Source organism: Pseudomonas fluorescens, assembly GCF_902497625.1.
GTDB classification, from domain to species: domain Bacteria; phylum Pseudomonadota; class Gammaproteobacteria; order Pseudomonadales; family Pseudomonadaceae; genus Aquipseudomonas; species Aquipseudomonas fluorescens_BQ.
Genome location: NZ_CABVGX010000019.1, coordinates 23,035 through 39,991, shown reverse-complemented (window position 1 = coordinate 39,991; position 16,957 = coordinate 23,035). Strand labels below are relative to the sequence as shown.

Here is a 16,957-nt window from a genome sequence, read left to right as displayed (position 1 = left end):
AACGGGGGCAACCCCCCTCGCCACACAAGCCCGCTCCCACAGAAAATCACATCCGGAACACGCCGAAGCGGCTCGGTTCGATTGGCGCATTCAGCGACGCAGACAGAGCCAGCGCCAATACGTCGCGGGTCTGCGCCGGGTCGATGACACCGTCATCCCAAAGTCGCGCGCTGGAGTAGTAGGGGTGACCCTGCTTTTCATACTGATCGAGAATCGGTTGCTTGATCTCGGCTTCCTGCTCGGCGCTGAAAACCTGGCCACTGCGCTCGGCCTGCTCGCGCTTGACCTGCGCCAGCACGCCGGCGGCTTGTTCTGCGCCCATGACGCCGATGCGCGCGTTCGGCCACATCCACAGGAAACGCGGATCGTAGGCCCGTCCGCACATCCCGTAGTTACCGGCGCCGAAGCTGCCGCCGATGATCACGGTGAACTTGGGCACCTTGGCGCAGGCGACGGCAGTCACCAGTTTTGCACCGTGCTTGGCGATACCGCCGGCCTCGTATTTCTGGCCGACCATGAAGCCGGTGATGTTCTGCAGGAACAGCAGAGGAATGCCGCGCTGACAGGCCAGTTCGATGAAGTGCGCGCCTTTTTGCGCGGCTTCGGCGAAGAGGATGCCGTTGTTGGCGAGGATCGCGATCGGGTAACCGTGCAGATGCGCGAAGCCGCACACCAGCGTGGTCCCGAACAGCGCCTTGAATTCATCGAACACCGAACCGTCGACCAACCGCGAGATCACTTCACGCACGTCGAACGGTTGCTTGGCGTCGGCCGAGACCACGCCGTACAACTCGTCGCTGGCGTACAGCGGGGCGATCGGGGTGCGTTGCTGGACTTCGCCAAGTTTGCGCCAGTTGAGGTTGGCGATGCTGCGCCGGGCAATGGCGAGAGCGTGTTCGTCGCTCTCGGCATAATGGTCGGCAACCCCGGAGATCTTGCAGTGCACATCGGCACCGCCGAGGTCTTCAGCGCTGACTACTTCACCGGTCGCCGCTTTCACCAACGGCGGGCCGGCGAGGAATATGGTTGCCTGCTGGCGCACCATGATGGCCTCGTCCGCCATCGCTGGCACATAGGCGCCGCCCGCAGTGCAAGAGCCCATCACCACGGCGATTTGCGCAATGCCCATGGCGCTCATGTTGGCCTGGTTGAAGAAAATCCGACCGAAGTGTTCACGGTCCGGAAATACTTCGTCCTGACGCGGCAGGTTGGCACCGCCCGAGTCCACCAGATAAATGCACGGCAGTCGGTTCTGCTGGGCGATGGTCTGTGCGCGCAGGTGTTTTTTCACGGTCAGTGGATAATACGAGCCACCTTTGACCGTGGCATCGTTGGCGACAATCATGCACTCCACGCCTTCGACGCGGCCGATCCCGGCAATGACGCCAGCGGCCGGAACGTCTTCGCCGTACACCTCGTAGGCGGCGAGTTGGCTGATCTCGAGGAATGGGGATCCCGGATCGAGCAAACGATTGATGCGCTCGCGGGGCAGCAGTTTGCCTCGTGAGGTATGACGTTCCTGCGCTTTGGCGCCGCCACCTTGCTGCACTCTGGCGAGCAGGGTCTGCAGCGCGTCGACTTGTTCAAGCATCGCCGCACGGTTGCTGGCGAACTCCGCTGAGCGCGGGTTGAGCTGGGTATGCAAAATCATCGGGCTACTCCGTGGCAGCTTCAAGCTTCAAGCGACAAGTCAGAAGCAAGAGCGCTTGTTCCTTGCTGCTTGAACGTGTCGCTTGCCGCTAACGACATTTATTTCGTTTCGTTGAACAGTTCGCGGCCGATCAGCATGCGACGGATCTCACTGGTGCCGGCGCCGATTTCGTACAGCTTGGCGTCACGCAACAGACGTCCAGCGGGGAATTCGTTGATGTAACCGTTACCGCCCAGAATCTGGATCGCGTCGAGGGCCATTTGCGTGGCGCGCTCAGCGCTGTAGAGGATCACGCCGGCGGCGTCCTTGCGGGTGGTTTCCCCGCGTTCACAGGCTTGCGCGACCGCGTAGAGGTAGGCGCGGCTGGCGTTGAGCTGGGTGTACATGTCGGCGACTTTGCCTTGTATCAACTGGAACTCGCCGATGCTCTGGCCGAACTGCTTGCGGTCGTGGATGTACGGCACGATCAGGTCCATGCACGCTTGCATGATCCCGGTCGGGCCACCGGAAAGCACGACGCGCTCGTAATCGAGCCCGCTCATCAGCACTTTCACGCCACCGTTGAGCACGCCGAGAATATTTTCTTGCGGCACTTCAACGTCGTCGAAAAACAGCTCGCAGGTGTTCGAACCGCGCATGCCGAGTTTGTCGAATTTGTTGCTGCGGCTGAAGCCTTTCCAGTCGCGCTCGACGATAAAGGCGGTGATCCCGTGCGGGCCTTTTTCCAGGTCGGTCTTGGCGTAGATCACGTAAGTGCTGGCATCGGGGCCGTTGGTGATCCAGGTTTTGCTGCCATTGAGCACGTAGTGGTCGCCGCGTTTGTCGGCCCGCAGTTTCATTGAAACCACGTCGGAGCCGGCATTCGGCTCGCTCATCGCCAGCGCACCGACGTGCTCGCCGCTGATCAGCTTGGGCAGGTATTTTATTTTCTGTTCGTGATTGCCGTTGCGGTTGATCTGGTTTACGCAGAGGTTGGAATGTGCGCCATATGACAGCGCGACCGATGCCGAGCCCCGGCTGATTTCTTCCATCGCCACTACGTGCGCCAGGTAACCCAGGCCTGCGCCGCCGTACTCTTCCGGCACGGTCACACCGAGCAGGCCCATGTCGCCAAATTTGCGCCACAGATCGGCGGGAAACAGGTTGTCGATGTCGATTTGAGCAGCGCGTGGAGCGATCTCTTTGGCGACGAAGGACTGAACCTGATCGCGCAGCATGTCGATGGTTTCACCGAGGGCGAAGTTCAGGGATGGGTAGCTCATGGGGCACCTTTTGGCTTTTTTGTAGGGCGGGGAGGGCATGATGCGAGCTCTCACCTTTACGTTAACGTAAACCTGTGATGAATGGCTGTCAATCGCCCTTTACGTTAACGTTAACTTGAGTGATTCTGTAGCAGCAAAGCTTGCTCGCGAAGGATTCAGCTCCAGAGGCGCCGGCGTGACAAAACCGATGCTCTTATCTCGGCGAGCGGACACGTTCTTACAAAAACAATAGGGGACGCCACTTCATGGATCAGCCCGGCGCAACACCGCAGCGCAGCTACACCTGTGGTTCTCACGACATACCGCTATTGGCGATGACCATCGGCGAGGCGTTCGATAAAACGGTCAAGCAGCATCCCCACGGTGAGGCGCTGGTCGTCCGGCATCAGCAGTTGCGTTACACCTGGCAGCAACTGTCCGACGCTGTTGACCTTTACGCCCGGGCTCTGCTGGCACTGGGCCTGCAAACCGGCGACCGCTTGGGCATCTGGGCGCCGAATTGCGCGCAGTGGTGCATCAGCCAATTCGCCAGTGCCAAGCTGGGCGTGATTCTTGTCAACATCAATCCGGCTTACCGCAGTTCCGAGCTTGAGTACGTGCTGAAGCAGTCAGGCTGCCAGTGGCTGGTCTGCGCCGGTGCTTTCAAAACCTCGGATTACCACGCGATGTTGCAGGGGTTGGTGCCGGAACTGGCCGAGCAATCGATCGGGCAGTTACACAGCAAGCGCCTCCCGGATCTGCGTGGCCTGATCAGTCTGGATTCGCAGCCACCCGCAGGATTTCTGCCGTGGGCGCAATTGGCCGATCTTGCGCTCGGCGTTTCGCCGCAGCAGTTGCGCGAGCGTCAGGACAGCCTGCACTTTGACCAGGCGGTGAACATCCAGTACACCTCGGGCACCACGGGGTTTCCCAAAGGTGCGACCCTCAGTCATTACAACATTCTCAACAATGGCTATATGGTCGGCGAAAGCCTCGGGCTGACCGCGAACGATCGTCTGGTCATTCCTGTACCGCTGTACCACTGCTTCGGCATGGTCATGGGCAATCTGGGGTGCATCACCCATGGCAGTACCATGATTTATCCCAATGATGCATTCGATCCACAACTGACGCTGGCCACCGTCGCCGAAGAAAAAGCCACCGCGCTTTACGGCGTACCGACTATGTTCATTGCCTTGCTCGATCAGCCGCAGCGTGCCGAATTCGATCTGTCGAGCCTGCGCACCGGGATCATGGCTGGCGCAACTTGCCCGATCGAGGTGATGCGTCGCGTCATCAGTGAATTGCACATGAGCGAAGTGCAGATTGCTTACGGCATGACGGAAACCAGTCCGGTGTCGTTGCAGACCGGCCCGTCGGACGAGCTGGAATTGCGCGTCACCACCGTCGGGCGCACTCAGCCGCAACTGGAAAGCAAGATCATCGATGAAGCGGGTAACCCGGTGCCCCGCGGCACCATCGGCGAACTGTGCACCCGCGGTTACAGCGTCATGCTCGGCTACTGGAACAATCCACAAGGCACCGCCGAAGCCATTGATGCGGCCGGTTGGATGCACACTGGCGACCTGGCGAGCATGAACGATGACGGCTACGTGTGCATTGCCGGGCGCAACAAGGACATGATCATCCGCGGCGGTGAGAATATTTACCCGCGGGAGCTGGAGGAGTTCTTCTTCACCCACCCGGCGGTTGCGGATGTGCAGGTGATCGGCATTCCGTGCTCGCGTTACGGCGAAGAAATCGTTGCCTGGATCAAGTTTCATCCGGGCCACAGCGCTAACGAACTGGAATTGCAAACCTGGTGCAAGGAGCGCATTGCCCACTTCAAGACGCCTCGGCATTTCAAATTCGTCGAGGAGTTTCCGATGACGGTCACTGGCAAGATTCAGAAATTCCGCATGCGCGAGATCAGTATTGAGGAGCTGCGCGAAGAGCCGTTATGACAATTTCTCCCCTTGTGGGAGCCAGCCTGCTGGCGATAGCGGTGGTTCAGATACGCGAATGTTGATGGACACTCCGCAATCGCCTGCAGGCTGGCTCCCACAGAGGTGGTGAGCAAACCCGAATCGCAGAAAGCACAAAGGGGAGCCGAAGCTCCCCTTTAATTTGTCGTTGCGTGCTCTTTTTTATTATTGAGGGGCGGCCTTTGTTGTTTTTGGAAACCGTGACCCTTTACCGCTGTTTTTGTCGATCCCCATCCGGGATCAAGAGCAAACGTATTTTTTTGAGCGCTGATCTACTTTTTCGCTGAGCGATCCAACCAGTACGGGAGCTACCTGAAGGTAGTTTTATTATTCTCTGTCCGGTTGCGGGTTACTCCGAAAAGCACCCTGAAAAGCACATCCTCTCCAAAAAAATCTGTTAGCTGCGTCTCTGCCGTGTTGTTCTTGTTATGTCAGAGTCGTTTCATCTTATTTTTATTGGTTTGCTGCTTTTTATTCTTGTTATGCCATAGAGATAGCAGATGCCGTGCCAACTTTATAAAACCCTTTAAATTCAAGGGGTTGAAAATTTGTAGGAATTTTCTTTCAGGTGAAATCCGACAATTTGTTTCCGTGTTACTCGTTTGTGCCCCACATTCCAGACCGCACGGTAACACCTTGTTCACATCTGTCCGCTCACAGTGCGCTCCGCACCTTGGCCACCCGCGAACCGGTCGGGCGACCCAGCACCGTGCAGATCTGCTGACCCGCCAGAATCAGGGCTTCAAGATCAATCCCAGTGTCGATGCCCAAACCATTCAACAAATAAACAACGTCTTCGGTCGCGACGTTACCGCTGGCGCCTTTTGCGTAGGGACAGCCGCCGAGACCGGCGATGGAGCTGTCGAACACCGAGATGCCTTCGAGCAGGCTGGCATAGATATTGGCCATCGCCTGGCCATAGGTGTCGTGGAAATGCCCGGCCAGTTTTTCCCGAGGCACATCCGCCGAAACCACTTCAAACATCGTGCGGGTAGCGCCCGCAGTGCCAGTACCGATGGTGTCGCCCAGAGACACTTCGTAGCACCCCATCGCATACAGCTCCCGGGCGACCCGGGCAACTTGCCCGGGTTTGACGTCGCCCTCATATGGGCACCCCAGGACGCAGGAGACGTAACCGCGCACCTTCACACCGTGCTGCCGGGCGGCGTCCATGATCGGCTCGAAGCGCTGCAGGCTTTCGCTGATCGAGCAATTGATGTTGCGCTGGGAGAACGCTTCCGAAGCGGCGGCAAACACCGCGACTTCCTTGACCCCGGCGGCAATTGCATCTTCGAAACCGCGCAGGTTCGGCGCGAGGGCGGCATAGGTCACCCCCGGTTTGCGCTGGATCTGCGCGAAGACGTCAGCGGAGCCGGCCATTTGCGGCACCCATTTGGGCGATACGAAACTGCCGACTTCTATATAGCTCAGGCCAGCGGCGGTCAGCGCGTCGACCAGTTGTACTTTGTCGGTCACGCTGATTGGCTGAGCTTCGTTTTGCAGACCGTCGCGAGGGCCGACTTCGACCAGGCGTACGTGGGAGGGTAGGGGCATGGGAATCGACCTGTGCTGATTGACTGAGTGCACTGAAGACCTGTGGGAGCGGGCTTGGTCTGGGCGGCATTCCGACGAAGCGGTGTATCCGCCAACATTTTTGTTGAATGTGAGCCCGCATTCGTCGGAATGCCGCCCAGACCAAGCCCGCTCCCACAGGAGACAGCGTGAACCTACTGAATTGATTGACTCTTGATTGTCTGTTCCAGCGCCTGAGTGCAGCGCTCCTGCGCGGTATCAAGCTCCAGCTTCATCTGCTCGATGTCGAGCATCTGTTGCTCCAGCTGTTCACGACGCTCGGCGATCTTCAACAGCATGGTTTGCAATTGCTTCTGATTGCCACCTGTAGGGTCGTAGAGCTCGATGAGCTCCCGGCATTCGGCCAGCGAAAAGCCGATGCGCTTGCCGCGCAAAATCAATTTGAGGCTGACTTTGTCGCGGGGCGAATAAATACGTTCCTGGCCGCGCCGCTCCGGGCTGAGCAGGCCTTGCTCTTCGTAAAAACGAATCGCCCGGGTGGTGATATCGAGCTCGCGGGCGAGGTCGGAGATGCTGTAGGTCTGGCTGCTCATGGAAGCGCTCTCAAAGGTCATGGCGCTAAGCTAATGGCAGGTTGACGTTTACGTCAAGGGGCGCGGTTCCATGGTATTGCCGCTGGCCTCATCGCGAGCAGGCTCGCTCCCACATATAAGCGCATTCTTTCGAGAGGACTTGAACGAATATGGGAGCGAGCCGGCTCGCGATGAGGGCGGCCGGGTTACGGCTCCTAAACCTTATCGAGCTTCTTCTCATGCGCCGTGACTTGCTGACACAGTTCGATCATCTGCTCGCGCATCCAGCGGTTAGCCGGGTCCTGATCGGTGCTTTCGTGCCAATAAAGGTGAGTTTCCACCGGTGGCACGTCATTCACGGGGAGGCTGAAGGCATGCAGATCGTTGCGCCGGGCAAAGCGCTCCGGCACGGTCATGACCATGTCGGTCTGTTGCAACACTTGTGAAGCCATCAGGTAATGCTGAGAGCGCAGGGCAATCTTGCGTTGAATGCCCATTTTGCCCAACGCCAGGTCAACGTGACCGAGGCCACTGCGGCGACTGGAAATATGAATGTGGGTCAGCGCCAGGTAATCATCGAGGGTCAATTTATCTTTGCCGGCCAGTGCATGCCCCTTGCGCATGGCGCACACGTAGCGGTCTTCCATCAACTTGACGTGGCGCACTTGTGGGTCGGTGTTGAGCGGCGCATCCACGGCGAAGTCGAGACGACCGGCTGCCAGTTCCTTGGTGGTTTCGCGGCGCTTGGACAGGAAACTTTCGATGATAACCGTCGGCGCCAGGCGGCGCAGGCGCTGGAACAGCGGCGGCAGGATCACCGCTTCGGTCAGGTCGGTCATGCTGATGCGATAGGTCTTGGCCGCCTGCAGCGGGTTGAAAATGCGGCTCTCCTGCACGGAAACCCGCAGCAGCGACAATGCGTTACGCACCGGGCCAATGATGTTCTGCGCCATGGGTGTCGGCACCATGCCCTGGGCCGTACGCACGAACAATGGATCGTTGAACGTCTCGCGCAGGCGGGCCAGAGCGTTCGAGACCGCCGGTTGAGTGATGCCGACAATCTGCCCCGCGCGGGTCAGGTTGGCTTCGGTGTAGATCGCGTCGAAGACGATGAAAAGGTTGAGGTCGACCTTGCTCAGATTCATTGCGCGGCACTCTTATTGTTGGGGTCTCAATCAGCCGATCATATATCGGTGATGAATGTTAATACACGCCGAGAATAGGCTAGGTAAATTTTCGTAGCTGTTCTAGCATCGATTTCATGATCTGAACAACTCCTCTGAAACCTCATTCTCAAAGGTAGAGCTGCCCATGGATTTCGCTTATTCGCCCAAGGTGCAAGAACTGCGTGAGCGCGTGACCGCGTTCATGGACACTTACGTTTACCCCGCCGAAGCCGTATTCGAGCGTCAGGTTGCCGAGGGCGATCGCTGGCAGCCGACGGCAATCATGGAGGAGCTCAAACTCAAGGCCAAGGCTGAAGGGCTGTGGAATTTGTTTCTGCCTGAGTCGGAACTTGGCGCCGGCCTGACCAACCTCGAATACGCGCCACTGGCGGAGATCATGGGCCGCTCGCTGCTAGGGCCAGAGCCGTTCAACTGCTCGGCACCGGACACCGGCAACATGGAAGTGCTGGTGCGCTATGCCAACGAAGAGCAGAAACAACGCTGGCTCGAGCCGCTGCTGCGCGGCGAAATTCGCTCGGCATTTGCCATGACCGAACCGGACGTGGCTTCATCGGACGCCACCAACATGGCCGCCCGCGCCGTGCGTGATGGCAATGAGTGGGTGATCAATGGCAAAAAATGGTGGACCTCCGGCGCTTGCGATCCGCGCTGCAAGATCATGATTTTCATGGGCTTGAGCAACCCCGACGCGCCGCGTCACGCTCAGCACTCGATGATCCTGGTGCCGGTGGATACCCCCGGCGTGAAGATTGTCCGTCCGCTACCGGTGTTCGGTTACGACGATGCGCCTCACGGTCATGCTGAAGTGCTGTTCGAAAATGTCCGCGTGCCGTACGAAAACGTTCTGCTGGGTGAAGGACGCGGCTTTGAAATCGCTCAAGGTCGGCTCGGGCCAGGCCGGATTCACCACTGCATGCGTTCGGTCGGCATGGCGGAGCGTGCGCTGGAATTGATGTGCAGACGCTCGGTCAACCGCAGCGCTTTCGGTAAACCGTTGGCGCGCCTGGGTGGCAATATCGACAAGATCGCCGACTCGCGGATGGAGATCGACATGGCACGCCTGCTGACGTTGAAAGCGGCCTACATGATGGACACCATCGGTAACAAGGTCGCCAAGAGTGAGATCGCGCAGATCAAGGTGGTTGCACCGAACGTGGCGCTGCGGGTGATTGACCGAGCGATCCAGATTCATGGCGGGGCAGGGGTGTCCAACGATTTCCCGCTGGCCTATATGTATGCGATGCAACGCACGCTGCGCCTGGCCGATGGTCCGGACGAAGTACACCGCGCGGCGATCGGCAAATTCGAAATCGGCAAATACGTGCCGAAGGAAATGCTGCGCAGTAACCACTGACTCTGGTTAAAACGCTATCTCGTAGCAGCTGGCGCAGCCTGCGTCCCATCTCGGCCGGAGCCCTCGCCAAAGGCTGCTAAATTTGTGTTGCGTCCAAGGACGGCATACCAAAAAAAGCCCGCGCACACGCGGTCGTGTGCGCGGCTAGATCTTCCTCGCTTTCCCCGCGATGCACTGCCACTTCCCGCAACACTTCGGTCAAATACGCCGGCTCGTTGCGGCCGTTTTTTGGCTTCGGCCGCAAGCTGCGTGGCAACAGGTAAGGCGCATCACTCTCCAGCATCAACCGTCCGCATTTGATCTCCTTCACCAGCGGATGCAGATGAGTGCCACGGCGTTCATCACAGATCCAGCCGGTGATACCGATGTGCAAGTCCAGGTCGAGGTAGCTGAACAGCGCCTTTTTTTCGCCGGTGAAGCAATGCACCACGGCGGCAGGTAGTTGATCGCGATAATCGCGAAGGATTTCCAGCATGCGCTGATTGGCGTCGCGCTCATGCAGAAACACCGGCAATTGCAGTTCGACTGCCATCGCCAGCTGTTCTTCGAGGACCTTTTCCTGCTGTGGACGAGGCGAGAAATCACGATTGAAATCCAGCCCGCATTCACCCACCGCGACCACTCGTGGCTCTTTGAGCAAGCTGCGCAGACGCTGAGCGCTGTCAGCGTTCCAGTCGCTGGCCGAATGCGGATGAAGGCCGGCGGTGGCGAACAACCGCAGCGCCGTTTCATCCAGCTGCTGGCACAGCTCCAATGCCTGCTCGCTGCCCTCGACACTGGTGCCGGTCAACACCAGTTGGCAGACGCCTGCTGCATAGGCGCGATCAAGCACAGCCTGATGTTTGTCGGCGAAACCGGGGTTGGTCAGGTTGACGCCAATATCGATGAGTTGCATGGTGCTACCTCGGACCAAAGGCCGGAAAGCATATCAGAGCTGAACATTTATAAGAAAAGCCAAGAACTACAAAGGGTTGTGGCGGTCTGCTGATGCCTGAAGACTGGCCGGATTGGCAAGGTGCTATCACTGTGCCAGTCTTGCGCACTCGCTTGGGCTCAATGCGCTCTGTTTCTGTCGTTCGATTTGCCGGCATTTTTCGCAATCGCCTCAGTATTCTTCCCGGAGAGTGGATGACACGTCCCTCGATTCTGCTACTGCTGTGTTGTTCATTGCTGCTGCCGATGCCGGCGGTCGCACGACTCGCCGGCCCGCTGCAAGCCGTGCCGGCGGCGAAGGTCCGCGATCTCGCTGAGATCCGCAGCAGTCGTGTACTGCGCGTACTGGTCAATCAGAGCCGCAACAGCTCCGGCGAAGTGCAGGGCCAGGCGATCGGTGTCGAATATCATCGTCTGCGCGCCTTCGAGCAATACCTGAATGGCCACGCCCGTGATGGTCAGGAAATCACTCTCAAGATCATTCCCAAAGCCAAGGATCAATTGCTCGGCGCGTTGCAGCGCGGCGAGGGCGACCTGGTCGCGCCCGGTGAACTGCTCGATCTGCAGCCCGGTTATGCGGTGAGCTCAAGCGAACCGGTCGCCCGGAATGTGCCGTTACTGCTAGTGGGGATCAAAGGTGAACGGCGCTATACCCGACTGGAACAGCTCTCCGGCAAAACCCTTGCGTTGCCAACCGGCAGTGCCGCGGGGGATGCCGTCAGCCAAATCAACCAGAAGCTGGCGCTGCACAAGCTGCCGCCAGTGAACATCGAATGGGTCGACCCCAGTCTGGCAGTCGAGGATGTGCTGGAAATGGTTCAGGGCGGGATCTTCCGCCTGACTATCGTTGAGCAACCCATTGCCGAACGCTGGGGCAAGATTTTGCCGAAGTTGCGTTTCGATCGGCAGGTACTGATCAGCGATCCGGGCGAGGAGTTCTGGTTCGTGCGCCGCGATGCATCGATGCTGCGTGCCAGCATCGATCGTTTTCTGACTGGCTATAAAAAGCCCTCGGATCAGGACGTGGCGTTTCTGCGCATCTATCGACGTTTGTATCAGGTGCACTATCCGTTGGCGAAAGCGGATCGCAAACGGCTCGAAAGCCTGCGGCCTGTGCTGCAGAAACACGCCGATGCGCAAGGCATGGACTGGTTGAACCTCGCGGCGCTGGCGTTCAAGGAGTCGCGCTTGCAACCCAATGCGCGCAGTGGCAGCGGCCCCACCGGCTTGATGCAAATCACGCCATCGGCAGCGCAGCGGGTCGGGGTCAACAATATTCAGAATCTTGATGCCAATGTGCAGGCCGGTGCCAAGTACCTGGCAATGATAAGACGCAAGTTCTTCGCCAGCCCCAGACTCAACGAACGCGAGCGCATGGCGTTTGTGTTGGCCGCCTACAACATTGGGCCGGAGCGTGTTCAAGCGATGCGTGCCGAGGCGCGGCGACGAGGCCTCAATCCTAACCAGTGGTTTTTCCAGGTCGAGCGTATTGCCATGGAGCAGGTGGGAATGGGACCTGTCAGCTATGTTAATAGCGTGAACAAGTATTACTTGGCGTTCGATCGCGAGCGGGAGTCGCTGGAGCCCCGAGGGCAAAAAGTCCTCTCTCGCAAATGATCAGATAAATTGATGATTATGACGAGATATATGCGCTTTTAACATTTGCCAATTCGATTAAGATGGCGGCCAATCACACACAACTCTCAAAATGGATGACACATCATGAGCTCGATGATCAACAAGGTTTTGTTTTCCCGCGCCGGCTACGGTCTGACAGTTTTGCGTATTTTCGTCGGTATCATCTTTGCTGCACACGGTGCCCAGAAGCTTTTCGGAGCGTTTGGCGGACACGGGCTGGCGGGGACTGCGCAGTTCATGGAAAGTCTTGGGCTGGCTCCAGGCTACTTGATGGCGACGCTCGCCGGCGGTACCGAGTTTTTTGGCGGTCTGGCTTTGATCATCGGCCTGCTGGCTCGTCCTGCGGCATTGGGTCTGACGTTCGTTTCACTGGTGGCGATTTTCACGGTGCACATCAGTAATGGTTTGTTTATGGCCAACAATGGCTATGAGTTTGCGCTGGCGCTGCTCGGCGGGAGCATTGCGGTGTTGATCGAGGGGGCTGGTAAAATGTCGGTTGATCGGGCCATTGCCGGGTAATACCGCGAGTGCCGAGGCTGCCTACGAGGTAGCCTGACCTGGACGGGTGTGCAGTGGAGACAATGGACGCAGAGCATCCATGACCTCTCACTGCACACCCGTTTTTTCTTGCGCGTCATTCTTGACACTGCTCGGTCAGCTTCTCTAGGATGCTGCTCATGCGCCGATTTAAACAGCTACTTGCGGGGCGCCAGGTGACTCACAGAGTTGCCGACAGAAGCTTGCGACACAGCTTCGAAATACCGCTAAAGCGCTGGTTCGGTGTTGCCTCTCACCTGCCATGCAGACTTTTGAGGCAGAGACACGACACGATGAATGCACTAAGCCCCGTTGCACGCCCCGCGCCGATCACGGCACACCTCACCCAGCGCAATCCAAAAATCCTGCTTGGCGGCAAGCATCAGCCGACGCTTCTGCGTTACCTCGATGGCTGGCCACGTCGTAACGGCGGGCCTGCGGCTTTTCTCATCCAGTTTGTCGAAGACGGCGAATCACTGGCACGTTTCGCCAGCGACAGTTTCGATCTGGCGGTGATTCAATCACCCAATCTGGAGAGCGCAGCTGAAGTGATCAAGCAACTGACACGCGTCGCTCGACAGGGGCTGATTACCCGGCGCTAAGGCTTACGGGTAGTCGATCGCCACGACATACACGCACTGTTCGCCGGTCGGCGTCTGGACGCGGACTTCGGCGTCCAGCGCCTTGCCGATCAGGGCGCGGGCGAGCGGTGAGTCAATGCTGATGAGGCCTTGCTTCAAGTCCAGTTCGTCAGGGCCGACAATGCGATAGCGCGATTGTATGCCGTCCTCGTTTTCAATCGTGACCCAGGCGCCGAAGTAGACCTTGTTGGGATCGCTTGGTTTTTCGCTGACCACTTTCAGCGCCTCCAGGCGTTTGGTCAGGAAGCGTACGCGACTGTCGATCTCGCGCAGCATCTTCTTGCCGTAAGTGTATTCCGCGTTCTCCGAACGATCGCCCTGGGCTGCCGCCTCGCTGACCGACTGCGTGACCTGCGGCCGGCGTACGTGCCAGAGCTCATGGAACTCCGCCCGCATTCGCGCTTCACCTTCAGGGGTGATCAGCGCGGTGCCGGCGGTGCGGGGAGGGCGATAACGGCTCATGGCGACTTCTTGTGGTTGAGAAGGCTAAAGTCTATCAACCCTCGCGCAGCACTGTCAGGGGGCTGGCGTTCAAGGCGCGTCGCGTGCCGAACACACCAGCGCCGCCGATCAGGATCGCGCCAATCACTGGCAGTACCAGCAACCAGGGGTGCGGATGCCACGGCAGGTCGAAAGCGTAGCGGTACAACACCAGACTCACCAGCTCCGAGCCCAGCGCTGCCAGCAAACCGCTGACCGCGCCAAGCAAGCCGAACTCGATTCGCCGGGCCTTGACCAGCAACTGCCGCTCAGCCCCCAGCGCTCGCAGCAGCGCGCCTTGGCGGATGCGTTCGTCCAGCGTCGCTTGCAGCCCGGAGAACAGCACGGCCATCCCGGCAGCCAAGACAAACAGCAACACGTATTCTACCGCCAGGGTGACCTGGGCGAGGATGCTGCGCAGTTGTTCCAGCAATGCCTCGACGCCCAGAATGGTCACTGCCGGGAAACTGCGCGACAGATCGACGATCTGTTGGTCGTGACCGGCCGCCAGATAGAAGCTTGTGAGGTAAGTCGCCGGCAGGTCCTTCAAAGTGCCGGGCTGGAAAATCATGAAGAAGTTCGGCTGGAAATTGTCCCAGTTGATGTCCCGCAAGCTGGTGACTTTTGCTTCGCGATTGACCCCGCCGACGGTGAACACCATGTGATCGCCGAGCTTGAGTTTGAGGCTTTCGGCAACCTTGCCTTCGACCGAAACGCCCGGGATTTCATCCGGCGGCTGCTCGGACCACCAGTTGCCGGCCGTGAGTTTGTTACCCGCAGGCATGTCTGCGGCCCATGTCAGGCTCAGGTCGCGCTGGATCGCGCGATCACCGGCGGAATCCTTGCTCACGATGTCCTGCACCGGCTCGCCGTTGATGCTGATCAGTCGTCCGGGCACCACCGGGTAGAGCGGCGCCGAGTGCGCCGACAGTTCGATCAGGCGGTCAGTGAATGCCTGTTTGTCCGCTGGCAGAATGTTCAGCGCGAAATAATTCGGAGCATTCTTCGGCAGTTGATTTTGCCAAGTGTCCAGCAGTTCACCGCGCAGTAAAGCGATCAGCGCCATCGACAGCAGGATCAAGCCGAAGGCCAGCGATTGGCCCGCCGCCGCCAATGGGTGTCGCAGCAGTTGGCCCAGGCCGAGGCGCCATGGCAACGAAGCGCGCGCGAGCATCCGGCGCAGGCTCTTCAGCAACAGCAACAGCAAACCCCCCAGGACCAGCGCGGCAATCACGCCGCCGCCGAGCAGGGCGAAGGTCAGAACCAGGTCGAGGCTCAGGCGCCACATGATCAGGCCGAGCGCGCCCAGCGCTGCGCCGTAGACCATCCAGGTGCTGGACGGAATTGGCAGCATGTCGCGGCGCAGTACGCGCAACGGTGGCACGCGACCGAGTGCGGCGAGTGGCGGCAGGGCAAAGCCGGCAAGCGCCACCAGCCCGGTGCCGATCCCGGCGATGGCCGGGAACAGGCCACCCGGTGGCACGTCGGTCGGCAACAAATCATCCAGCAACGCGAACAGGCCGAGTTGCGCCAGCCAGCCGATCACGGCGCCGCTGATGCTCGCGAGCAGTCCCAGCACGGTCAGTTGTAAACTGAACAAGAGCAAGGTTTCCCGGCGCGACAAGCCCAGGCAGCGCATCAACGCACTGGCGTCGAATCGTCGTGTGGCAAAGCGCGTCGCCGACAACGCCACCGCCACGCCGGACAGCAACACGGCCACCAGACTGGCCATGTTCAAGTAACGTTCGGCTTTACCCAGCGCGCCGCCGATTTGGCGGTTACCGTCGCGGGCATCCTGAATTCGTTGATTCGGTGCCAGGCCGGGTGTGATGGATTGGCGATAGGTTTCCAGCGTCTCGGCTTTGCCGCGCCAGAGTTCGCGGTAACTGACGCGACTGCCGGGTTGCACCACGCCGGTCGCTTGCAGGTCGCTGAGATTGATCAGCACGCGTGGTGTCAGGCTGTAGAAATTGCCCGCGCGGTCCGGTTCATAGGTCAACACGCGCGCCAGTTTCAAGGTGCGCATGCCGACGTCGATGCTGTCGCCAATTTTCAGATCCAGCGCAGTCAGCAATCGTGCTTCGACCCACGCTTCACCGGGTTTCGGCCCGCCGCCGACTTCTTCCGGGGCGAAGGGCGCCGGTGCGCTTTTCAATTCGCCGCGCAGGGGGTACACATCGTCGGCGGCCTTGATGCTCGACAATTGAATGCCGTTGTCGGTGGCAATCACGCTGGAAAATTCCACGACTTGCGCGTGCTCGAGTCCCAGTGCGGTGCCGCTGCTGATCTGTTCCGGGCGCGCCGGCGAGCTGCCTTCAAGGAGCAGATCGGCGCCGAGGAATTCGGTGGCGCGCAGCATCATGGCGCCGTTAAGGCGAGCGCCGAAGTAACCGATCGCGGTACTCGCGGCCACGGCGACCAGCAGGGCGAAAAACAAAACGCGCAGCTCACCGGCGCGGGCATCGCGCAGCAATTGGCGGAGGGCGATACTGAACAGGCGCAACAGCGGCAGGCGTGCCATCAAGGCTCCAGAGGGGCGACCAGCAGGCCGGCTTCAAGGCGGATCAGGCGCCGGCAGCGATGTGCCAGGCGTTCGTCGTGGGTGACCAGCACCAGGGTCGTGCCGCGTTCTTTGTTCAATTCGAACAGAAGATCGCTGATGCGCTCGCCGGTGTGGCTGTCAAGGTTGCCGGTGGGCTCATCGGCAAACAACACGTCCGGTTCGGCGGCAAACGCCCGGGCGATGGCTACGCGTTGTTGCTCGCCGCCGGAGAGCTGGCGCGGCGAGTGAGTCAGGCGCTGACCGAGGCCGACCCGTTGCAGCAACTGGGTGGCGCGTTCGCGGGCATCCTTGCGACCGTCCAGTTCCAGCGGCAGCATGACGTTTTCCAGGGCATTGAGGCTGTCGAGCAATTGAAATGACTGGAACACGAAACCCACGTGTTCGGCGCGGATGCGTGCGCGCTGGTCTTCGTCGAGATTGCTCAGTGCCTGGCCGGCGAGGGTGACTTCACCGCTGCTCGGCAAGTCGAGACCGGCGAGCAGACCGAGGAGGGTAGATTTGCCGGAACCGGACGCGCCGACGATAGCCAAGCTATCGCCCTTGTTCAGTTCCAGGCTGAGTTCGTGCAGGATAGTCAGTTCACCTTCCGCGCTGGGAACCACTTTGCTGAGGTTCTTCGCGGTGAGAATGCTTGCGCCCATG

At 59.5% G+C, this 16,957-nt stretch carries 14 protein-coding genes; 5 read left to right on the top strand and 9 right to left on the bottom strand.

From position 1 onward, the window contains the following. Nucleotides 1-46 precede the first annotated feature (46 nt). Together F8N12_RS13505 and F8N12_RS13500 are read right to left on the bottom strand one after the other, a co-directional pair. Nucleotides 47-1,651 carry a carboxyl transferase domain-containing protein gene (locus tag F8N12_RS13505; protein WP_150580863.1) on the bottom strand — a complete coding sequence of 535 codons (1,605 nt, stop codon included), beginning with the start codon at nt 1,649-1,651 and terminating at the stop codon, nt 47-49. Between the two features lie 98 nt (nt 1,652-1,749). Beyond that, nucleotides 1,750-2,913, bottom strand: coding sequence for an isovaleryl-CoA dehydrogenase (locus F8N12_RS13500; RefSeq protein WP_150580862.1), 1,164 nt, complete (start codon nt 2,911-2,913; stop codon nt 1,750-1,752). Between the two features lie 245 nt (nt 2,914-3,158). On the opposite strand from F8N12_RS13500, the gene F8N12_RS13495 reads away from it, so the two are divergent. Next, complete coding sequence (locus F8N12_RS13495) at nt 3,159-4,856, top strand: AMP-binding protein (protein WP_150580861.1); 1,698 nt, start codon at nt 3,159-3,161, stop codon at nt 4,854-4,856. A 675-nt stretch (nt 4,857-5,531) separates the two neighbouring features. Here F8N12_RS13495 and F8N12_RS13490 read toward each other — a convergent pair. From F8N12_RS13490 to F8N12_RS13480, 3 genes are all read right to left on the bottom strand, one after another. Continuing rightward, nucleotides 5,532-6,431 (bottom strand): hydroxymethylglutaryl-CoA lyase, encoded by a 900-nt coding sequence (locus tag F8N12_RS13490; protein ID WP_150580860.1) that lies wholly within the window; start codon nt 6,429-6,431, stop codon nt 5,532-5,534. Nucleotides 6,432-6,604: 173 nt separating this feature from the next. Continuing rightward, the gene (locus F8N12_RS13485) at nt 6,605-7,003 is read right to left on the bottom strand and encodes a MerR family transcriptional regulator (RefSeq protein ID WP_150580859.1); all 399 of its coding nucleotides are present in this window, start codon (nt 7,001-7,003) and stop codon (nt 6,605-6,607) included. A gap of 194 nt (nt 7,004-7,197) precedes the next feature. After that, a complete protein-coding gene (locus F8N12_RS13480) occupies nt 7,198-8,127 on the bottom strand; it encodes a LysR family transcriptional regulator (protein ID WP_150580858.1) in 930 nt (309 codons plus the stop codon). A 166-nt stretch (nt 8,128-8,293) separates the two neighbouring features. Between F8N12_RS13480 and F8N12_RS13475 the strand changes: the two genes are divergently transcribed. Further along, nucleotides 8,294-9,523, top strand: coding sequence for an acyl-CoA dehydrogenase (locus F8N12_RS13475; RefSeq protein ID WP_150580857.1), 1,230 nt, complete (start codon nt 8,294-8,296; stop codon nt 9,521-9,523). Between the two features lie 76 nt (nt 9,524-9,599). On the opposite strand, the gene F8N12_RS13470 is transcribed toward F8N12_RS13475, so the two are convergent. After that, the gene (locus F8N12_RS13470) at nt 9,600-10,418 is read right to left on the bottom strand and encodes a TatD family hydrolase (protein ID WP_150580856.1); all 819 of its coding nucleotides are present in this window, start codon (nt 10,416-10,418) and stop codon (nt 9,600-9,602) included. 233 nt (nt 10,419-10,651) lie between these two features. Here F8N12_RS13470 and F8N12_RS13465 point away from each other — a divergent pair, with 233 nt between their 5' ends. The 3 genes from F8N12_RS13465 (at nt 10,652) to F8N12_RS13455 (ending at nt 13,233) form a co-directional block, all read left to right on the top strand. Beyond that, nucleotides 10,652-12,073 (top strand): transglycosylase SLT domain-containing protein, encoded by a 1,422-nt coding sequence (locus F8N12_RS13465; RefSeq protein WP_150580855.1) that lies wholly within the window; start codon nt 10,652-10,654, stop codon nt 12,071-12,073. Nucleotides 12,074-12,178: 105 nt separating this feature from the next. After that, nucleotides 12,179-12,613 (top strand): DoxX family protein, encoded by a 435-nt coding sequence (locus tag F8N12_RS13460; RefSeq protein ID WP_150580854.1) that lies wholly within the window; start codon nt 12,179-12,181, stop codon nt 12,611-12,613. Nucleotides 12,614-12,924: 311 nt separating this feature from the next. Beyond that, the gene (locus F8N12_RS13455; protein ID WP_150580853.1) at nt 12,925-13,233 is read left to right on the top strand and encodes a class I SAM-dependent methyltransferase; all 309 of its coding nucleotides are present in this window, start codon (nt 12,925-12,927) and stop codon (nt 13,231-13,233) included. 3 nt (nt 13,234-13,236) lie between these two features. Here F8N12_RS13455 and greB read toward each other — a convergent pair whose 3' ends face one another. From greB to F8N12_RS13440, 3 genes are read right to left on the bottom strand one after another with little or no spacing between them, the layout of a single operon-like run. Then, entirely contained in the window at nt 13,237-13,734 is a 498-nt protein-coding gene (greB, locus tag F8N12_RS13450) for a transcription elongation factor GreB (RefSeq protein WP_150580852.1), read from the bottom strand. A gap of 34 nt (nt 13,735-13,768) precedes the next feature. Continuing rightward, nucleotides 13,769-16,273 carry an ABC transporter permease gene (locus F8N12_RS13445; RefSeq protein ID WP_150580851.1) on the bottom strand — a complete coding sequence of 835 codons (2,505 nt, stop codon included), beginning with the start codon at nt 16,271-16,273 and terminating at the stop codon, nt 13,769-13,771. Continuing rightward, a complete protein-coding gene (locus F8N12_RS13440; RefSeq protein WP_028619977.1) occupies nt 16,273-16,956 on the bottom strand; it encodes an ABC transporter ATP-binding protein in 684 nt (227 codons plus the stop codon). The genes F8N12_RS13445 and F8N12_RS13440 overlap by 1 nt, the downstream gene beginning before the upstream one ends. Between the last annotated feature and the right edge of the window lies 1 nt (nt 16,957).